The sequence below is a fragment of the Mycolicibacterium helvum genome (assembly GCF_010731895.1).
Classification (GTDB): domain Bacteria; phylum Actinomycetota; class Actinomycetes; order Mycobacteriales; family Mycobacteriaceae; genus Mycobacterium; species Mycobacterium helvum.
Map to the genome: position 1 here is coordinate 1,153,590 of NZ_AP022596.1, position 17,853 is coordinate 1,171,442.

General features: G+C 63.1%; 13 protein-coding genes. 6 read left to right on the forward strand and 7 right to left on the reverse strand.

The features are described 5' to 3' along the window. Nucleotides 1–24: 24 nt before the first annotated feature. The gene (locus G6N38_RS05190) at nt 25–1,242 is read left to right on the forward strand and encodes an acetyl-CoA C-acetyltransferase (RefSeq protein WP_163746558.1); all 1,218 of its coding nucleotides are present in this window, start codon (nt 25–27) and stop codon (nt 1,240–1,242) included. A 47-nt stretch (nt 1,243–1,289) separates the two neighbouring features. On the opposite strand, the gene G6N38_RS05195 is transcribed toward G6N38_RS05190, so the two are convergent. Then, entirely contained in the window at nt 1,290–2,141 is an 852-nt protein-coding gene (locus G6N38_RS05195) for a hypothetical protein (RefSeq protein ID WP_163746559.1), read from the reverse strand. Nucleotides 2,142–2,309: 168 nt separating this feature from the next. Then, entirely contained in the window at nt 2,310–3,158 is an 849-nt protein-coding gene (locus G6N38_RS05200) for a Bax inhibitor-1/YccA family protein (RefSeq protein WP_163746560.1), read from the reverse strand. A 213-nt stretch (nt 3,159–3,371) separates the two neighbouring features. On the opposite strand from G6N38_RS05200, the gene G6N38_RS05205 reads away from it, so the two are divergent. Genes G6N38_RS05205 through G6N38_RS05215 form a run of 3 tightly spaced genes read left to right on the forward strand, consistent with a single transcriptional unit; the run spans nt 3,372 to nt 6,937 of the window. Beyond that, entirely contained in the window at nt 3,372–4,421 is a 1,050-nt protein-coding gene (locus G6N38_RS05205; protein ID WP_163746561.1) for an enoyl-CoA hydratase/isomerase family protein, read from the forward strand. After that, nucleotides 4,418–5,203: an enoyl-CoA hydratase gene (locus G6N38_RS05210; protein ID WP_163746562.1), complete on the forward strand. Its 786-nt coding sequence runs from the start codon at nt 4,418–4,420 to the stop codon at nt 5,201–5,203. Before G6N38_RS05205 ends, G6N38_RS05210 begins: the two co-directional genes overlap by 4 nt. 9 nt (nt 5,204–5,212) lie before the next feature. Then, complete coding sequence (locus G6N38_RS05215; protein ID WP_163746563.1) at nt 5,213–6,937, forward strand: alpha/beta hydrolase; 1,725 nt, start codon at nt 5,213–5,215, stop codon at nt 6,935–6,937. On the opposite strand, the gene G6N38_RS05220 is transcribed toward G6N38_RS05215, so the two are convergent. After that, a complete protein-coding gene (locus G6N38_RS05220) occupies nt 6,921–7,313 on the reverse strand; it encodes a rhodanese-like domain-containing protein (protein ID WP_163746564.1) in 393 nt (130 codons plus the stop codon). The genes G6N38_RS05215 and G6N38_RS05220 overlap by 17 nt on opposite strands. 4 nt (nt 7,314–7,317) lie before the next feature. Next, on the reverse strand, nt 7,318–7,878 hold the full coding sequence (locus tag G6N38_RS05225) for a cysteine dioxygenase (protein WP_163746565.1): 561 nt from the start codon (nt 7,876–7,878) through the stop codon (nt 7,318–7,320). Between the two features lie 115 nt (nt 7,879–7,993). Between G6N38_RS05225 and lpqV the strand changes: the two genes are divergently transcribed. Continuing rightward, nucleotides 7,994–8,425: a lipoprotein LpqV gene (gene lpqV, locus G6N38_RS05230; RefSeq protein ID WP_163746566.1), complete on the forward strand. Its 432-nt coding sequence runs from the start codon at nt 7,994–7,996 to the stop codon at nt 8,423–8,425. 218 nt (nt 8,426–8,643) lie between these two features. Further along, entirely contained in the window at nt 8,644–9,225 is a 582-nt protein-coding gene (locus G6N38_RS05235; RefSeq protein WP_163746567.1) for a hypothetical protein, read from the forward strand. A 180-nt stretch (nt 9,226–9,405) separates the two neighbouring features. Here the strand turns inward: G6N38_RS05235 and G6N38_RS05240 are convergent, their stop codons facing one another. The 3 genes from G6N38_RS05240 to G6N38_RS05250 all read right to left on the reverse strand — a co-directional run bounded on the left by G6N38_RS05240 (nt 9,406) and on the right by G6N38_RS05250 (nt 17,670). Next, entirely contained in the window at nt 9,406–12,873 is a 3,468-nt protein-coding gene (locus G6N38_RS05240; protein ID WP_163746568.1) for a DEAD/DEAH box helicase, read from the reverse strand. A 311-nt stretch (nt 12,874–13,184) separates the two neighbouring features. After that, nucleotides 13,185–15,158 (reverse strand): patatin-like phospholipase family protein, encoded by a 1,974-nt coding sequence (locus tag G6N38_RS05245; RefSeq protein ID WP_163746569.1) that lies wholly within the window; start codon nt 15,156–15,158, stop codon nt 13,185–13,187. 94 nt (nt 15,159–15,252) lie between these two features. Continuing rightward, on the reverse strand, nt 15,253–17,670 hold the full coding sequence (locus G6N38_RS05250; RefSeq protein ID WP_163745673.1) for a Nal1-like putative serine protease: 2,418 nt from the start codon (nt 17,668–17,670) through the stop codon (nt 15,253–15,255). Nucleotides 17,671–17,853 lie beyond the last annotated feature (183 nt).

The following is a 17,853-nucleotide window of genomic DNA, read 5'->3' on the forward strand; positions in this document are numbered from 1 at the left end:
GTCGCCGCACACCAAGGAGCCGCCATGCCCGAAGCCGTCATCGTTTCCACTGCCCGCTCGCCGATCGGTCGCGCGTACAAGGGGTCGCTGGCCACCATCCGCCCGGACGATCTCGCTGCCCAGATGGTGCGCGCCGCCCTGGACAAGGTGCCCGGGCTTGATCCCCGCGACATCGACGACCTGATCATGGGATGTGGGCAGCCCGGTGGTGAGTCCGGGTTCAACATCGGCCGCGTCGTTGGCGTCGAGCTGGGTTACGACTTCCTGCCGGGCACTACGGTGAACCGGTACTGCTCGTCGTCGCTGCAGAGCACCCGGATGGCGTTCCATGCGATCAAGGCCGGCGAGGGCCACGCGTTCATCTCGGCCGGGGTGGAGACCGTCTCGCAGTTCGGCAAGGGCAGCGCCGACGGCTGGCCCGATACGAAGAACTCGCTGTTCGACGAGGCGCAGGAGCGTTCGACGGCTGGCGCCGCCGGTGCCGAGGAGTGGCACGATCCGCGTGAAGACGGCCTGATTCCCGACGTGTACATCGCGATGGGCCAGACCGCTGAGAACGTGGCGCTGTACACCGGGATCAGCCGTGAGGACCAGGACCACTGGGGCGTTCGCTCGCAGAACCGCGCCGAGGAGGCCATCAACAGCGGCTTCTTCGCGCGCGAGATCGTGCCGGTGACCCTGCCCGACGGCACCGTGGTCAGCACCGACGATGGCCCGCGTGCCGGCACCACCTACGAGAAGATCAGCCAGCTCAAGCCGGTGTTCCGGCCCAACGGCACGATCACCGCTGGCAACGCCTGCCCGCTGAACGACGGCGCCGCGGCGCTGGTGATCGTCTCCGATACCAAGGCCAAGGAGCTGGGCCTGACCCCACTGGCGCGGGTCGTGTCCACCGGGGTGTCCGGGCTGTCGCCGGAGATCATGGGCCTTGGCCCGATCGAGGCGGTCAAGAAGGCGCTGGCCAACGCCAAGCTGTCGATCTCCGATATCGACCTCTACGAGATCAACGAGGCCTTCGCCGTGCAGGTGCTCGGCTCGGCGCGGGCGCTGGGAATGGATGAGGAGAAGCTCAACGTCTCCGGCGGCGCGATCGCGCTCGGGCATCCGTTCGGCATGACGGGCGCGCGGATCACCGCCACGCTGCTGAACAACCTGCAGACCTACGACAAGACGTTCGGCATCGAGACGATGTGCGTCGGCGGCGGCCAGGGCATGGCCATGGTCATCGAGCGGCTCGCCTAGAGGGTCTCTGCATCGAGTCAGACCTCAGAGCGGCGATTCTTTCGATTTCATCGCACTGAGGTCTGACTCGATGTCCATGCGCGCCTGGTCCGTTCGATGATCTCGCCCCTTCGGTCGCCGGCGACTATCCGGATCCGCCGCCAACCGACGTCGGCGATGTACTCCGATCGAGTCCGATCATTGCGGTAGATGCTGCGCTCCAGACGATGCTGCTCGCCGTCGTATTCGATTGCGACCATCACATCGCGCCAGCCCATGTCCAGGAAATAGAACGAACGACCGTCATCCCTGAGTACGGGGATCTGCGTCTCGGGTCGCGGGAATCCGGCCGCAACCAGCAGCAGTCGCAGCCACGTCTCGCGCGGAGATTGCGATCCTGAGTCCGCGAGGTCGAGCACCTTGGCGATCCGTCGGATTCCAGTGGCGTTGGGATGGCGCGGCAGCAGATCGAAGACAGCATCGACGTTCAAACGAGTCGCGTTGGCGAGTGCGTCGACCCGGGCCACCGCCTGTCCCAACGTCCCGCGCCGCGCAAGGTCGAACGCGGTGCGCGGCAACGTCGTGACCGGTAACCCACGTAAGGGACGGACTTCGTCGTCGAGCAGTGTCTCCGCGCGGCTGATAATGCCTGACGGTGCTTTGTTGTTCGAATAGTTGAGTTCGATCGGAGCGGACGCATCGACCCATTTCGCTCCGTGTAGCGCCGAGGCGGTGAGCCCGGTGACGACCGCCCGACCGCGAGACCAAAGAATCGCCCCGAGTGCCCGGTCCCGGGCAGAGAGCTCGCCCGAGGCACATGTGTACACGTCAGGGAAGATCCGCTGGCAATGCGCCCGAAGCTGGTACTTGGTCAGCTCCCCCGCAGCGACAGCGTCACTCCCAATGAAGACCCGTTGCATCGTCAAGAGCGTCGCCCGTGCCCGGGATTCCGGTATTCGCCCATCCCCAGCCCATCGAGTCAGAACTGGGTGCGACGAAACGGGCCGACCTTTCGCACTGCCGTCTGACTCGACGCAGATACGACAAAGCCCCGGCCGTACAGGCCGGGGCTTTGTGCGTAAGAACAGCTAGCGACTCTGGAAGTACGACAGCAGTCGCAGGATCTCCAGGTACAGCCAGACCAGCGTCACCGTCAGGCCGAGGGCCACACCCCAGGCTGCCTTCTCCGGTGCGCCGGCACGGATCATCTGGTCCGCGGCGTCGAAGTCGATCAGGAAGCTGAACGCCGCCAGTGCGATGACGAACAGCGAGAAAGCGATCGCGATCGGGCCACCGCTGCGCAGGCCGAGGCCCTCACCGCCACCAACACCGAACATCGCCAACACGAAGTTGCCGAGGATCAGCACCAGCACGCCGACCATGCCCGCGACGATCATGCGGGTGAACTTCGGGGTCACCCGGATGGCGCCGGTCTTGTAGACGACGAGCATGCCGAAGAACACGCCGATGGTGCCCAGCACCGCCTGGCTGATCATCACGCCGGCGTTGGCGCCGGACACGACGACGTTGGCGAAGATGAACGAGACGGCGCCGACGAACAGGCCTTCCAGCGCCGCGTAGCTCAGCACGATGGCCGGGTTGTCCTGCTTACGCCCGAAGGTCGCGACCAGCACCAGGGCCAGGCCACCGAGCGCACCGATCAGGGTGAACGGCATGGCCAGCGCCAGGTTGGCCGACACCAGGAAGTAGGAGATGACGGCGACGACAGACAGCACACCCAGGGTGATGCCGGTCTTGGTGACGACGTCGTCGATCGTCATGGGCCGCGAGACACCGGTCTGCGGCTGGTACTGCGCGGTATAGGGGTCGGCCTGATAGGCCACCTGCTGGGCACCGGCGACGCCGGTACCGAATTGTGCGTAGCCGCCCTGCTGCTTAGGCAGCGAACGAAATACCGGGTTGCTGGTCTCCCGCACCGTCGGAATCCTCTCCTGGAAGTCGCGTAACGCACCGTCAACGAACGGCGCCTCGAACCGGTTCCCAGGAAGTCCACAACGTTCTTCCCGGCGTGTCCGGCCCTACGAAGCCTGACCTTACCTTGGACGGCATCCGGCGGGTGCTTATCTAGATCGGCCCAATGGTAAAACTAGGACATCCAACCTTTTAGGACCGGAAGGACCTCAACTGTCGTGACGGCTGAATCCGACGAAGTCTTGACCCGCGTCGAGGGCGGCATCGGCTTCCTGACGCTCAATCGCCCGAAGGCCATCAACTCGCTGACCCACAACATGGTCACGATCATCGCCAGGGCACTGACCGACTGGGCGGACGATGAGAGCGTGCGCGCGGTAGTCGTCACCGGCGCCGGCGAGCGCGGCCTGTGCGCCGGCGGCGACGTCGTGGCGATTTACCACAGCGCCCGCGCCGACGGCTCCGAAGCTCGCCGGTTCTGGCTCGAGGAATACCGGCTCAACGCGCAGATCGGCAGCTATCCCAAGCCGTATGTGGCGATCATGGACGGCATCGTGATGGGCGGCGGAGTCGGGATCGCCGCGCACGGCAGCGTGCGGGTGGTGACCGACAAGTCCAAGGTCGCCATGCCCGAGGTCGGCATCGGCTTCATTCCCGACGTCGGCGGCACCTACCTGCTGTCCCGGGCACCCGGTGGGCTCGGGTTGCACGCCGGGTTGTCCGGTGTGCCGTTCTCCGGGGCCGACGCCATCGCGCTCGGGTTCGCCGATCATTACGTCCCGCACGAAGCGCTCGAGAAGTTCGTCGCCGCGATCGTCGCCGACGGGGTGGACGCGGCGGTGGCGGCCTTCGCCATTGACCCCCCGCCGAGTCACCTTCTGGCCCAGCGCCATTGGATCGACGAGTGCTACGCGGGCGAGACCATCGCCGATATCGTCGCCGCCCTGCGAGACCACGACGAAGACGAAGCCAAGAAGGCCGCCGAGGTCATCGCGTCGCGCTCCCCCATCGCGGCATCCGTCACACTGGCGGCGCTGCGGCGCGCCGGCGAGCTCGACACGCTGGAAGACGTTCTGGTGCAGGAGTACCGGGTGTCCTCGGCATCGCTGGACTCCCACGACCTCGTCGAGGGCATCCGCGCGCAGCTCGTGGACAAGGATCGCAACCCGACGTGGAACCCACCGTCGCTGTCGGCGGTGACCGAGCAGGATGTGGAACAGTACTTCGCGCCGGCAGACCCGGACCTGACCTTCGAGGAGGACAAGTGAGCCCCGAAAGAAGTTTTGAAACCATCCTGGTCGACCGCGACGAGCGGGTTGGCACCATCACGCTCAACCGGCCCCAGGCGCTCAACGCTCTCAACAGCCAGGTCATGGTCGAGGTCACTACGGCCGCCGCCGAATTCGACGCCGATCCCGGTATCGGCGCCATCGTCATCACCGGCAACGCCAAGGCGTTCGCCGCCGGTGCCGACATCAAGGAGATGGCCGCCCTCTCGTTCTCGGAGGTCTTCGACGCCGACTTCTTCGCAGCCTGGAGCAAGCTGGCCGCCGTCCGCACTCCCACCATCGCCGCGGTGGCCGGGTACGCCCTGGGCGGCGGCTGTGAGCTGGCGATGATGTGCGACGTGCTGATCGCCGCCGACACCGCCAAGTTCGGTCAGCCCGAGATCAAGCTCGGCGTGCTGCCGGGCATGGGCGGCTCGCAGCGGCTGACCCGGGCGATCGGCAAGGCCAAGGCGATGGACCTCATCCTGACCGGTCGCACGATCGACGCCACCGAGGCCGAACGCAGCGGCCTGGTGTCCCGGGTGGTGCCCGCCGACGAACTGCTCACCGAGGCCAAAGCCGTCGCGACCACGATCTCGCAAATGTCGCGATCGGCCGCGCGGATGGCCAAGGAAGCCGTCAACCGCGCCTTCGAATCCACCCTGACCGAGGGCCTGCTCTACGAGCGCCGGCTGTTCCACTCCGCGTTCGCCACCGACGACCAAACCGAGGGCATGGCCGCCTTCACCGAGAAGCGCACTCCGAACTTCACCCACCGCTAAGGTGCTGTCGTGAGCGAAGCCGAGCCGGAACAGACCGAACCCACCGACTCGGCGGTCGCGACCGAGCAACCCTCCGCGCCGGAGCCGAAACCCGAGCCCAAACCGGACTGGTGGCAACGGCGTTACACGTTCACCGGCACCGCGGTGGGCCTGGTCTTTCTGGGCCTTTCGCTCAGCCCGTCGCTGCTACCGCGCGGGCCGTTATTTCAGGGCCTGGTGAGCGGCGCCGCCGGCGCCATCGGGTACGGCCTCGGCGTCTTCGCGGTCTGGCTGTTGCGTTATATGTTGTCGCGGCCCACCAGTCCACGTCCACCGCGATGGGCCTGGCCGGTGCTCGTGATCGTCGGCGCCATCTGGCTGGTCCTCACGATCTACTGGTTCCACGTCTGGCAGGACCATGTCCGTGACCTGATGGGTGTGCCGCGGCTCAAGTGGTTCAACTACCCGCAAGCCGCGCTCATCGGTGTGATCACGTTGTTCCTGTTTGTCGAAATCGGCCAGCTGGTGGGCAGACTCGTCAGATTCCTGGTGCGCCAGCTGAATCGTTTTGCGCCGCCACGTGTTTCGTTCGTGGTTGTGATCGCAATATTGCTGAGCGTGGCGATCGCCCTGCTCAACGGCATTGTGGTCAGGGGCAGCATGAGCGTCCTGAACAGCACCTTCGCCTCGGTCAACGACGAGATGGATTCGGATAATCCGGCCCCGACCACGCCGCTGCGATCAGGCGGGCCGGGCTCGCTGGTCACCTGGGATACCTTGGGCCATCAGGGCCGAGTCTTCGTAGCCGGTGGCCCCACCGTCGAGCAGCTCACCAAATTCAACGGCGCGCCCGCAGTCGAGCCGATCCGCGCCTATGCCGGCAAGAACTCCGCCAAGAACATCAAGGCGGCCGCCGATCTCGCCGCCCGGGAGCTGGAGCGGGCCGGCGGATTCAAGCGCAAGGTCATCGCGGTCGCGACGACGACGGGAACGGGCTGGATCAACGAAGCCGAAGCCTCCGCGCTGGAGTACATGTACAACGGCGACACGGCGATCGTGAGCATGCAGTACTCATTCCTGCCGAGTTGGCTGTCGTTCTTGGTGGACAAGGAGAACGCGCGTCAGGCCGGCCAGGCACTGTTCGAAGCGGTCGACGCGCGGCTGCGCGAGCTACCGGAGGCGCAGCGGCCCAAGATCGTGGTGTTCGGTGAAAGTTTGGGCTCGTTCGGCGGCGAGGCGCCGTTCCTGAGCCCGAACAACATCATCGCGCGCACCGACGGGGCGCTGTTCTCCGGCCCGACGTTCAACAACACGATGTGGAACGACGTCACGGTCAACCGCGACGAGGGATCGCCGATGTGGCTACCGATCTTCGACGAAGGCCAGAACATCCGGTTCGCCGCACGACCCGAGAACCTGGGGCGACCCGACAAACCGTGGGGTTACCCGCGGATCGTCTACCTGCAGCATGCCTCGGACCCGATCACGTGGTGGAACCCCGATCTTTTGTTCGCCGAACCGGATTGGCTGCGCGAACCGCGCGGCTACGACGTATCCGCCGACATGTACTGGATTCCGATCGTGACGTTCCTGCAGGTGTCGGCGGACATGGCGGTGGCCGTCGATGTGCCCGACGGGCACGGGCACCGCTATGTGCGCGACGTGGTCAACGCGTGGGCAGGGATCATGCAGCCTCCCGGGTGGACGGCAGAGAAGACCGATCGGCTGCGCGGGATCGTCACCGATCCGGAGTGAGTTCGTCGAGCACGCCGGACTCGACCAGCGCCTCATATCCGCCGATGACGTCGGTGGCCCGGTGCAGTCCGAGGTCCAGCAATGAGACGGCGGCGAGGCTCGAGGTATAGCCCTGCGAGCACAGCACCACCCATTCGACGTCGTGGTCCTTCGCCTGGGGCAACCGGGCGTCGCTGGTCGGGTCGCACCGCCACTCCAGCACATTCCGTTCGATCACCAGTGCAGCCGCCGTCTCCCCTTCGACAGCTCGCTGGGCGGCGGGTCGGATGTCGACGAGAATCGCACCGCGACGCAGGGCGGCCGGGACTTCGCTGGCCTCCAATCGGTGCAGCCGCTCCCTCGCGACGCCCAGGATACGATCGATTCGGCTGGTCATCGGCTCATTGTCCTTCGGGTTCGTCGGTCAGCTCGGTGCGCATGCGGCGCAGCGTGTTGCGTTCGGTCACTTCGTAATACGACATCGCGGTCAGCGGCGGCGAGTAGGCATGCACACTCAACGTGGCCGCGACGGGCGGTGCACTGACGGGCGCACGGACCACGTCGTGAACCCAGCCCAGCGGGAATGCCGCCTGATCGCCCGCGTCGAGGCGACGGCGGTGCAATCGCTCACCGTCCCAACGGTATTCGTGGAGCGCACCAGACAACACCGTGAGCGCACCCAACGACCCGCCGTGATCGTGCAGTTCGGTGAAATGACCGGGCACCCAGCTGATCAGCCAGACGTCGAGCTCGTCGTCGGCATAGAGCCGGGTGAACCACCGTTCGTCGGCGGGCGGCCCACCGGCGGGCAACAACTCGTTGAACTGACCGCGCAGGACCTGATCGGCGTACTGGTCGGTGGCGTGCAACAGGTCGGGTAACCGCAACCGGGTCGGCGCGGATACCGCTGGAGCAGTAGAGGGAAATGTGGCAAGAGAAAGGGCAGCGCCCGAATACGGCATGACGAGGGACTTTCGGAGAAATTGCAGGGAAAAGTCGGGGGTCGGCTAGTGCCGACAACACTCCCGGTACCCGGTGCGCTCCGTCATGGCCGCCAGTGTTGCATAGATTGAATCCATGCGCGGGTACCGATGTCGCTCCCTGTTTGCCGCTGCTGCGTGCGTCGCGGCACTGACCGCGTGCTCATCGGGCGGTGGCGGGCACAGCACTTCCACCACACCCGCGCCGTCGAGTAACGCACAGTCGTCGGCCGCGGCGGCTTCGCCGTCGAGCACCATAGGGACATCGCCTGGCGGGGTGACCACCCGCATTGACGTGCCCGCAGAATCGACCGAAGAACAATATGCGCAGGCCTGCATGGCCACCAAGACGTGGATGGACGCCAAGGGCGGTGATCCGACGACCTTGGTCGAGCCGTTCCTCAAGGAGTTGCAGAGCAACGCAGCCGCCGGCCCGGCGACGTTCAACAGCACCTGGGGGCAGTTGTCGACAGCGCAGCAGGCCGCGGTGATCATCGCAGTGCGCGCGGCCGCCGAGGGCGGCTGCTGAGCGTTGTAATCACGGGTAGCAAAAGTCGTCGCAACGACTGTAGGTTCCACTTTCACATGGCGGATGCCATCGCCTCTACCAGTGCGTTTCCAAAATTCCGGTCAAGATGGCGGACGCCAAATTCCATTTTCGATGGCGGATCCTAGAACCACACGGTTGTCCAGATCTTGATCGCCTCATATGGACCCGTTTCCGCACCTACCGACCACAATCAATGAGTGGCTGTCAGTCCAAGCTCGGAACCGGATGCTGGGGCCCTGCGTGCTCGGTTGGCTAGATGGCAGCACGCCCGCAACTGGGTGGCGATCGGTAATCTCGGAGAGCATGTGACGGGGCGGTTGCTTGTCTCTCTCGGCTACTTACTGCTGGGTGCGCAAGACGACTTCCTCGGTATGGTCCCCGATGTCCTCGGCACGCGCACGGCCACGAAGCCGGAAGATTTCGTTGCAGTTGATCCCGAGGGCCGGCTAGTGACGGTGAACAGCAAGGCGTCGGTCAGCGTACGGTCGTGCCGGGAAACAAGAACTGGCGAACTTGTTGCGCCGCAGATCACCCGTCACCAACGCGCGATCGCCTACACCACCGTGCGTGCGAGTCTCGTTTCGCCTCTTGACGGCGACGCGTATAGCCAGGTCGTCAAGGTGGATCTTCTGCACATGAAGGCGCAGATATTCGACGTTGGTGACGACGGGCGATTGGAGCGTGTAGGTGCACCTCACGACATAAGGACATCAGTCGCTGAGCTCCTAGCCGAGTTTCCTGACTCCGTCCCTCCCCCGAACGTGGGTGACCTTTTCTGACCGGTGCCCGCAGGAGGAATCATGTCCAGTGACTGCACAGGATGCCGATTGGGCGGCTGACGTTGGCACTCGACCTGGCGGCAATACACGTTCTGGTCCAACATCATTCGCACGTAATCGCTGATCGCGGTTGTCCTTATCGTGTTGACTTGCGGCGCCCTGTAGGTGAATAACTCGGATTCACGGTGCGCAGAAGATTCGCGTCTTAGCTCCAACACTGGCTCCTGCGGCGATCGTCGTTTGCAACAGGTGATTGAGTTGCAGGGCCTCAGGATTCGGATTCTGCTTTGCGAGTTCCGCTGCTAGTGTTTTGGCGGACAACATGTTACCCAATACGATCCAAATCTCCTTGGACGTCAATGGATTCCGCAACAACTTCGACAGGCTCAGGTCCCACGCCGACTCGACATCAGGCCAGGTTGAGGCTCTCAGGCGGCTCTTGATCGTCAGCATCGTCCTGTCTTTTTTCTTTCGAGTGTTCTTCTCTTTCGCTGGAAAGGTATGCGGCTTATCCCAGTGAGAGAAGTTGGGAGGCTTGCGAAGTGAGTACGTCGAGAACAGTGTGGTGTTCTTTTGGGCTTGGGCGCACACCTCTTGTACGGCTGACGCAGAGTATTTGCGATAGCTGCTTGATGCCTTGGCGTGAACCATGACTACTCGTCGGTGATCTGTATCCTCGTCGGCCAAAATGAAGTCTGCGGTCTCTTTGTTCATGTCGTCGCAGATGGCGAGGGACGGATTAAATTTGAGTGGCTGTGGGTGGAACCGCTTGGTCCAGTCGGTGTCGAGATCTAGTGCGCTGGTATCGAATCCGACCTGTACCCAGCCGTCGATGAGCGCGAACAGGCAGTCAGGATCATATTGGTCGCCCGGCGCGACGAAGGCGCCTTTTTCGCTTGAGATGTCTTTGAAGATCCGCGAGGGGTACAGGCAATGGCCGACGTAGAACTCGTCGGGGTTGAACCGGTTGCCAATTTTGAGGCCGGGCGCAAAGAAGCTGCCGTGGACGTAGATCACGTTCGGATCGTCTGGGATGATATTGAACGATTGGGTGTCATTGAGCGCGCGAACTATTGAGCGTTTTCGGAACCCTGGTAGTTGCACGAAGTCCACGTCCATCTCCGGTGATTGGAGACTGTACCGCTGGGTTACGGGATTGAACGCGGCCGCGACGTTGTAGTCCGTCTGGTTGAGCTTCACGGTGAAGTCTGAGACAGGGTTTGTTGTTGTGCCGGTGAGCTTCTGGCGTTCGACGCAAAGGTCTTCGCTGGCGAGCGGCTGTCCCTTTTCGTCTTCGTTGTCTCCGGCGTATCGGTACTCATCGGTGAGGTCAGTGATATCGAGGAGAAGATTGTTGGCTGCCACACCTACTGTGGGGGCGGCAACGCTGCTCGAATAGCGTCCGTAGAGTTCGGGATATTGTTTGGCGCTGGCGATTTGGGCGGTGAGCGATTCGACCCATCGCCGGAAGGCCCGGACTCTTAGTGGCGGACCTTGTTCCGATATCCGTCCGGTCGACATGCCGACGTAGCGACGGATCGGGCGTACGTCGGCGTTTCGGCCCGTTTGGTTCCCGCTGTCAGTCTGTGATGTCCCTGATCGGGTGCTGACGCTTGAGTCGTCGGTGAACGCTTCGTCGTCCATGTCATCAATGTCGTCGAGGACCTGTACAGAGGTTCCGTCGTAGCCGGTAACTGTTGATACGACGTGGCCGTGCTCGTCAAGGATTGGTGGTACGTCTGCGATGGACGGGGCTGCGATCGTGCGGCGGCGGACGACGCGATTACTCAGGTTGGTGTTGCGGGACGAAACGATGCTTACCCGGCCGTGGGCGCCCGGAGTAACGACGCACTGGAGTTGATTGGGCCGGATGGGATGTAGGTGTCGTAATCCGTCTCCGCCGCTGCCTGCTCCAGTGCTCGCTGTGGCGACGATACCGAGCTTCGGGAACATCATGATTAGCCTGGCCTCTAGCTGAGCTGCGGCGAAGTAGCGGGTCTTGAGGAAGCCGACGTTTTCGACCTTTCCGCACAGGTAGATCACGGTGTGCGGCGATGCGTGGGACACGTCGTAGCGAGTGAATTCGTAATCTTCTTCCGCCAACGCGAATTCAACCTGTTCGCTGAGATCATCGAGCGTCGGTTTACCTTCAAGCTGCCGGAGAGTCACCCTTCGATCGAACAGCACTTCCTTAACGATCTCCTCGGGCGTCATTGTCGGCTCGTCTGCGCCCGGCCGCACGTGGAGGAGGCTCCGGAATTTTCGATCGATGTAGAGCGCCTCTGGCTGTGCATCGGTAAACGACTCGAGCAGCTGCTGCGACAGCGTTTTGGCTAGCTGATCCTCGTTGATGCTCGCATCGTAGGTTTCGTAGAGTCCCCAGGATTGCTCGATCTGTTCGCGGAAGTGATCGAGCACCCAGGCGAGTCCGTCATCGTTGGGGCCCTTACGGATTACACGACCGACCTGCTGGACTACCGAGCGAACATTCTTGAGCAGGTCGAAGAACGCTAAGACCTGGAATCGATAGTCATCGATTCCTTCGAGAAGCTTGTACTGGTGGATCCAAATCAATGCCTCGCTTTGCGCGGGCGAGGGAACTGATTTTCGCATCCAGGAGCCGGGTTGCGGTGCCGGGAAGGTGTCGTGAATACCGACGACCCGGCCGCTGAACCCACGCGAGATGAATGCCTCTCCGAGCCTTGTGATGCTTGCGGCGTCCTCGCAGTGGATGATGACCCGGTGTGTCCACGCGGAGTAGTCAGAACCCCATAGTCCTTCGCAGTATTGGATAACGTCGTCGCAGAACTCCCGCTCCAGAGGTGCTGGATCGCGTTGGACGACAGTCACTTTGCGTATCCACTCGTCCTCGACTGCTGTTTGGTATTTGTATAAAGCGACGTTGCCCGCCGCGATACGAAAGGCTTTGAGGTCGTTGCGGAATGGCGTTGCCGAGAGAAGGACTAACGGTTTGTCGAGTTGCCGCACAGCTTCGCTGTATCTGGCCGCTGGCTCATAGTGCCCCTCATCGAACACAATAAGGTCGACATGGTTGCGTAGCGCGTCGTAGATTTTTCGCTGATGGGGTCCGCGACGCCGTTGCAATTCGAGGAGCATCTGCACAGTCATCACCACAACTGACCTGTTTTGGGCGAGTTCGGTCGAAAGGTCGCGGTGACGGTGTGTTCCGATTATTCGGTCAAACTGCTTCTGGGCGAACGCTTTCAGCGGATCTTCGAAAGAGTCGCAGCCGTTGGTAAACAGGGTTTCGACCGATGCCAGATCATTGCTATCGGCAACGGAGTAACAGGTCTTCGGCAAGCGAATCGTGGCACTGAGACCGAACTTTTCAGTTCCGATGAACAGATTGCCACTCAGCTCGCGTACGAGCTGATCACGGATCGCCTCCCGCGTCGTCAGCACCAACACGTTACCGATCTCTGGGGCACACAGGGCCAAGCCGGCAATGACTGCAGTTTTGCCGGTGCCAGTCGGATGACACACGAGGGCTGCACCGGGTGGCTCCGATCGCATCGCATCGTCATACACGCCGCGGCGATACTTGCGGACCATAGTGATGGCGTCGAACTGGTAGCTGCGAAATTTGTCTCGATACCGCAACTCTGCGAGCGATCCAGCCGTCGCCACTCGTCCTCCTTCAATCGTGCAAGTCGGCGATCTTCGCCCGCGATACTATTGGCTGATAGTAGTTCGGCCACAACACTATCCGTGGGGAATTCTATTTCCCTGCATGGTGAGCCAAAAAAGGAGTCACGCTTTCTACGCGCGGGAATCCAATGATTGGCAGAGCAGTTACGGAATGTCACGACGCGTGCGCAGCGGGGTTCAGCGTTCCGACGTCTCGTCCGGGGATGTTTACGCCGACCGACAACGGCCTATGTACCACCGACTGAGGCCTGGGGCGCCTGGGCATGTCACAGATCGTCGATGATCCGGGGCTACCCAGGTGGCTCGCTGTCGAGGACCGTCTGGATTGGAGGGTCCGCGCTGGGGGCTGTCGCGCCGTCGTCCGGTGTTGGCCGTAACCGGGGCCGTGGCCGTGGGGCGCCAGCCGATAGAGCGGAAGATGTCGCCCAGGTGTCGGCGAGGGTGGTTAATTCCCCTGTCTGCGCGTTGGCTTGATTTCGTCGGGTGGTGCTGCCGAATTGATACGAGGGAAGATCGGCCGTGGCGTTCGGTCCGGCTAGGGCGGGGTAGGGAGTGGTGTTGGGCGCGGCGAAACCGTATCCCGCTCTGAATCTGCGAATCCATTCGTCGAGGCCGACGGTGGAGGTGCGGAATCGGATCCACCGCTGGTTTTCCCATCCCCACCCTGCTGGCTTGCCACCTAGGGTGCCGGTGAATTTGTCGACGAGGAGCGCGGCTGCCGCCGCGCCTCGATCGGCGAGGTCGGTGACGGTGGCCTCTTTCATGGCCAGGTTCATCCCTCCCTCGGTGTCGTCGTGGTAGATGGTGACGACACGATCGCGGTAGCCCGGCATTACCAGCTGTGCGGCGTCGAGCCAGCCGCGGGCGGTATCGACGATCTGAGACAGGAACGAGCTGAGCGCTGCGACACCGGAGGTGGGCAGTGTCGTCCAGGGCCGCAGGAGGCCCTCGCCGTTTTCGACTGGGAGATAGCAGTTCTCGGTCTGGATAGAACTCTTGTGGATGTCGGGAGGAAAGCTTTCTAGGTCGATCGCGAAGGTGGGTCGGGTCGGCAGCGGAGCGTCGAAGAAGTGCACCGGCAGGTTCGCGCAGATGCCGCCATCGGAGAACCAGTTGACGTCGAATGTGGGGGCAGTTCCCAGTGCTGCTGCGCCCTCTGCTGAGGTTGCGTGTGGGTTGGCTTGCAACCAGGCATCGGCCGCGGCACGAGCCGTGCGGTTAGCTTCCAGTGAGTAGTTCACCGCGTACAGCGGAACTGCGGTGATCAACAGCGGGAAGCTCAGGCTCATTCGGGTTGACACGATGACGGGTAGGTCGTCGGGGTTCGGCCATGGCTTCTTGGATCCTGCTTGTGCCCGCAACAGGTCGCGTTTGCGGACATCAATAGGCGACAGTGGGATTCCATCCGAGCCTACGCTCGGTGGGTGCGACACCATCCAGTCGACGACCTCGGCTGGGAAGAGTTTGCGCATTTGATCAGGTTCGAAGAAATACTCCTGCGTTGCCCACGGCATCGGCATCGGTTGGCGGCGAGTGATGTTCGTTGTCATCATGCGCAACTCGATGCCCGATGAGGCGAGCGTTCCGAAGGTCAGCGGTCCGCTATCGCTGGACAGTCCGGCCATCGATTGGAACTTCGCGTGCAGCCAGGGCGTCAACGCCGGCGCCCCGGCTGCGCCGGCGCCGGGCATGCCCGTGCACAGTCCAAAGTTTTTCGACGACACGGTCCCCAGCGTTCTGGCGGCGCCGCACGCGACTCCCACAATCGCACCGATGAGTGCCAGGACCACGCCGGCGAGCACTCCGGCAACGAGCGCCAGCCCATGACCCTGCGCACAGGCGACTGTCACCACGATGCCCGGTATCGCACCGAGCAGGGCCCACCAGCCGTAGCCCGCGATCAACGCCACGGCGATGCGGATCTTCCCGGCGGGCTTGCCCATTCCGGCGGTGAACGCACGGTAGAGAGGCAGGGTCTTCTTGGTTGGCTGGAACAGCCGGAACAGAACCGATTCCCCGTTCTCCTGTGCGGTGATGTCTGCCGGAAGAGCTTCCAGCAGCGTGAATCCGCCGGAGGCTCTGCCGAACTCCGCTGCGGCGGCACCCGCGGCGGCAATCGCTCCCGCTGAGGATCCGCCGATCGAGCGCAACCGGTAGGTCTGGGCGAGCGTGCAGACGGCGCGAGGGTAGATCACCCCGCTGGTGATCCCACCCTTCATGACGACGTCACATTCCAAGTCTGGCTTCGTCGTCGGAATGGTCATTGCGTACTCCTCTCGAGACGTCTGCGGTTGACGGTCCGCTCCAACTGGGAGGGCCTGCCGCCGGAATGACTGTGGTGGTGGGTGCTATTGGCGCCTAGCGTTTGCGCGCCGCCTTTTTCGTAGCCTTGGCCGGCGCGGCCTGATGGGCTGCTTGCTTACCGGAGGCCTTCTTCGCAGGAGCCTTGCGGGCAGCCTTCTTGGCAGGGGCGCTGCTGGGAGGTGGAGGCGGGTTTTGTGGGGCGTCGGATCCTGGAAGGTCGTCTTGACCCAGATACTTCAGGTGCAGAGAGGTCAGGAAATCCTTGTCCTGATAGATGGGCATCAGATCTGTGGTGCCGTCGAGTACGGTGGTCAGCCAGTCCGAGTCGTTTGCCGCGCCGGACAGTTTCCATGCGGCCGCCCACAGTGCGCTCAGCGTCACGGCTCCGGCTGCGATGACGTCGACGGTCTGCTCTCCACACGTGTTCCAGAGCGCATCCAGAACTGCGGGGGCTTTGGTAGCGCTGGTGTGCTGGCCTGGGCGCGCCTTGTTGTAGGTTGTGCAAATCGTCTCCGGAGGCAGCGTGTCTCGGGCGAAGATCATCAAATCCATGACCGCCTTGGCCGCGTCGCGTGGGCTGCCAATTGTGCGAGGCGTGAAGCTCAGATTCTTGATGGCACCGCTGATCTCGCGCGCGATGTCATCCGCATGTGCGTCCACCATATTGTCCTCGTAGGTGGCATGCACGCCGGTCCGCGCTCCGTTCAAGCCGTCGCTGTGCTGCGAGGAATGCAACGGCTGGCAGGCGTCGCCCACGTAGTGCGCCAAGCAGCCCGCGGCGGTGAGGAAGCGTGCGCCGTCTCCCTGCCGCGCGAACTCCACGATTTTGGCGAATATCTGCCAGGCCCGGAAGGGCAGCGCACCTTGGTTATTCGTCTTCGACGTCGATGCGCTCGGTGGGGGCGCGTCGTCGTAGAAGTCCATCCAGTTGCTGTGATTGAGCGAGTCTTCGTCGGCCTGATAGGCCTCCAGCAGCGATTGGCCGTCTCCCCCGGGCAGGTCGATATCGGCGTAGTGATTCCAATTTTCCATCACCCGTGCGACTTTCGGCTTCACCTTGTTGATGGTGGTCTTCCATACCACGTCCGGCACATCGCTGAGCGGGACGAAGTCCTTGGCCTGCAGATCAGTCGCCGTCTTGAGTTGGTTGTTGTCGCGGAAGCTGAGGTTGTTGACGTTGGCCGTGAAGAACTTCCGCAGCGCCGGGTTCTTGACCAGGAAACAGGCCTGTTGCCCAATCTTGAAATGCCCCACCGGCCCCCAATACTGCACGCGTTCTGCCGTCGGCCCGGAGAGCAGATCCAGATTCAGCTCCCGCAGGACCACCGCCATCGACGTGGCCAGCGAGAACTGCAGGAATTGGCCGCCGGCCGGATCGTCGGTGATCTGCTGGCCGCCCCATTCCAGTCCGAACGGCGAACGCTCACCGGGCTCGATGACACCATCCAGACACCACAGTGATCCCGAATCACCGGGCTGCGTCACCAGCGGGCCGCTCGTCCCGTCGGATCGGGTCCCGATGACGAAGTCGGCGATGTAGTCGCGCCCGCCGACCGACTTGTAGCGATAGAAAAGAGCTTTGATCTCTCCGTGCATTTCTCCGCTTGCCGCGCCGTGCCCGACGACTGGCTGTCCGATCCACGACAGCGAGGCGGTGCTGGCATCGAAGTCTTTGACGTCACCGAGCGGCTTCGTCAGGACGGACTCGTCCCAGATGTTGGCATCTTCCAGTCGGACGATGGCGGCATCGATATTCACCACGGCATCCCTGCCGGGCAGGCTGGGATACACCTCTGAAAATGTGCGTTCGGTCAGGTGGGGCGCGCCAAGGGTGTTGCCCACCACGACGGGAACACCGTCAAGCAGAGCTCGCACCGGCCGCCCCACCACGCCGGCCAGGTGGGTGTTGGTCAAGGCGTAGAAGTCGCTGCCATCCGAGACCAGGCATGCCACCGTGCCCATACGGCGCATCCCCTGGGCGTCGACATAGATCGGCGACCCAACGCCGAGTGAGTCAGCCGCCAGGTGGCTGGGGTCAAGGATGGGAGCGGAGAGATGCGCGGATTCCGCCAGGACGACGCATACCGGGATGATGCGCCCGTCGGGCATATAGATGAACGGTGGCACCACGTCCTCGGGATGTTTGGCCAAGTCATCAAGGGTTTGCCACCGCTTGACGAACACCAAGACGCACGGCCACGACCACGTCTTCACGCTGGAATTTCGCAGCGTGCGCGGTGCGGCCTTGGGTTGGCGATGGCTGAGGCGAGCATTGCTCACCTCGTGCGTGTCGGGATCGGTGTCGCGCACGAGGTAGCGTCCGACCGCGGTGGAGAACACGTTCGGTTTGTGGGCGAGGTGGACGCGAAACTGGTCGCGTGCATCCAGCAGATCGCGGACACCGAGAGACTGAAAATCAACCGCGCTCAGTTGTTCCGGTTTTCGTGACAATTCGCGTGTGGAATGACGCATGGGCTTGCCTCCCCGACGCTGGTGGGCGTTCGTGTTCGGGTTGTCGACGGCCGCCGCACGTGGCCACCTAGCCCGCCCACTGCCTAACACACTGTTATCAGCAGATTGAAGGACTTCGCGCAGAATTCACCCGCGGCACCCGACATCGAGTGCGACGAACAGGGTTTCGAGTATGACGGGGGC

Excerpts from the sequence above, each read along its gene's own strand:
- G6N38_RS05220 (WP_163746564.1), bottom strand. The coding sequence starts at position 7,313 with ATGACCAGCCGAATCGATCGTATCCTGGGCGTCGCGAGGGAGCGGCTG.
- G6N38_RS05195 (WP_163746559.1), bottom strand. The coding sequence starts at position 2,141 with ATGCAACGGGTCTTCATTGGGAGTGACGCTGTCGCTGCGGGGGAGCTG.
- G6N38_RS05250 (WP_163745673.1), bottom strand. The coding sequence starts at position 17,670 with ATGCGTCATTCCACACGCGAATTGTCACGAAAACCGGAACAACTGAGC.
- lpqV (WP_163746566.1), top strand. The coding sequence starts at position 7,994 with ATGCGCGGGTACCGATGTCGCTCCCTGTTTGCCGCTGCTGCGTGCGTC.
- G6N38_RS05245 (WP_163746569.1), bottom strand. The coding sequence starts at position 15,158 with ATGACCATTCCGACGACGAAGCCAGACTTGGAATGTGACGTCGTCATG.
- G6N38_RS05225 (WP_163746565.1), bottom strand. The coding sequence starts at position 7,878 with ATGCCGTATTCGGGCGCTGCCCTTTCTCTTGCCACATTTCCCTCTACT.
- G6N38_RS05190 (WP_163746558.1), top strand. The coding sequence starts at position 25 with ATGCCCGAAGCCGTCATCGTTTCCACTGCCCGCTCGCCGATCGGTCGC.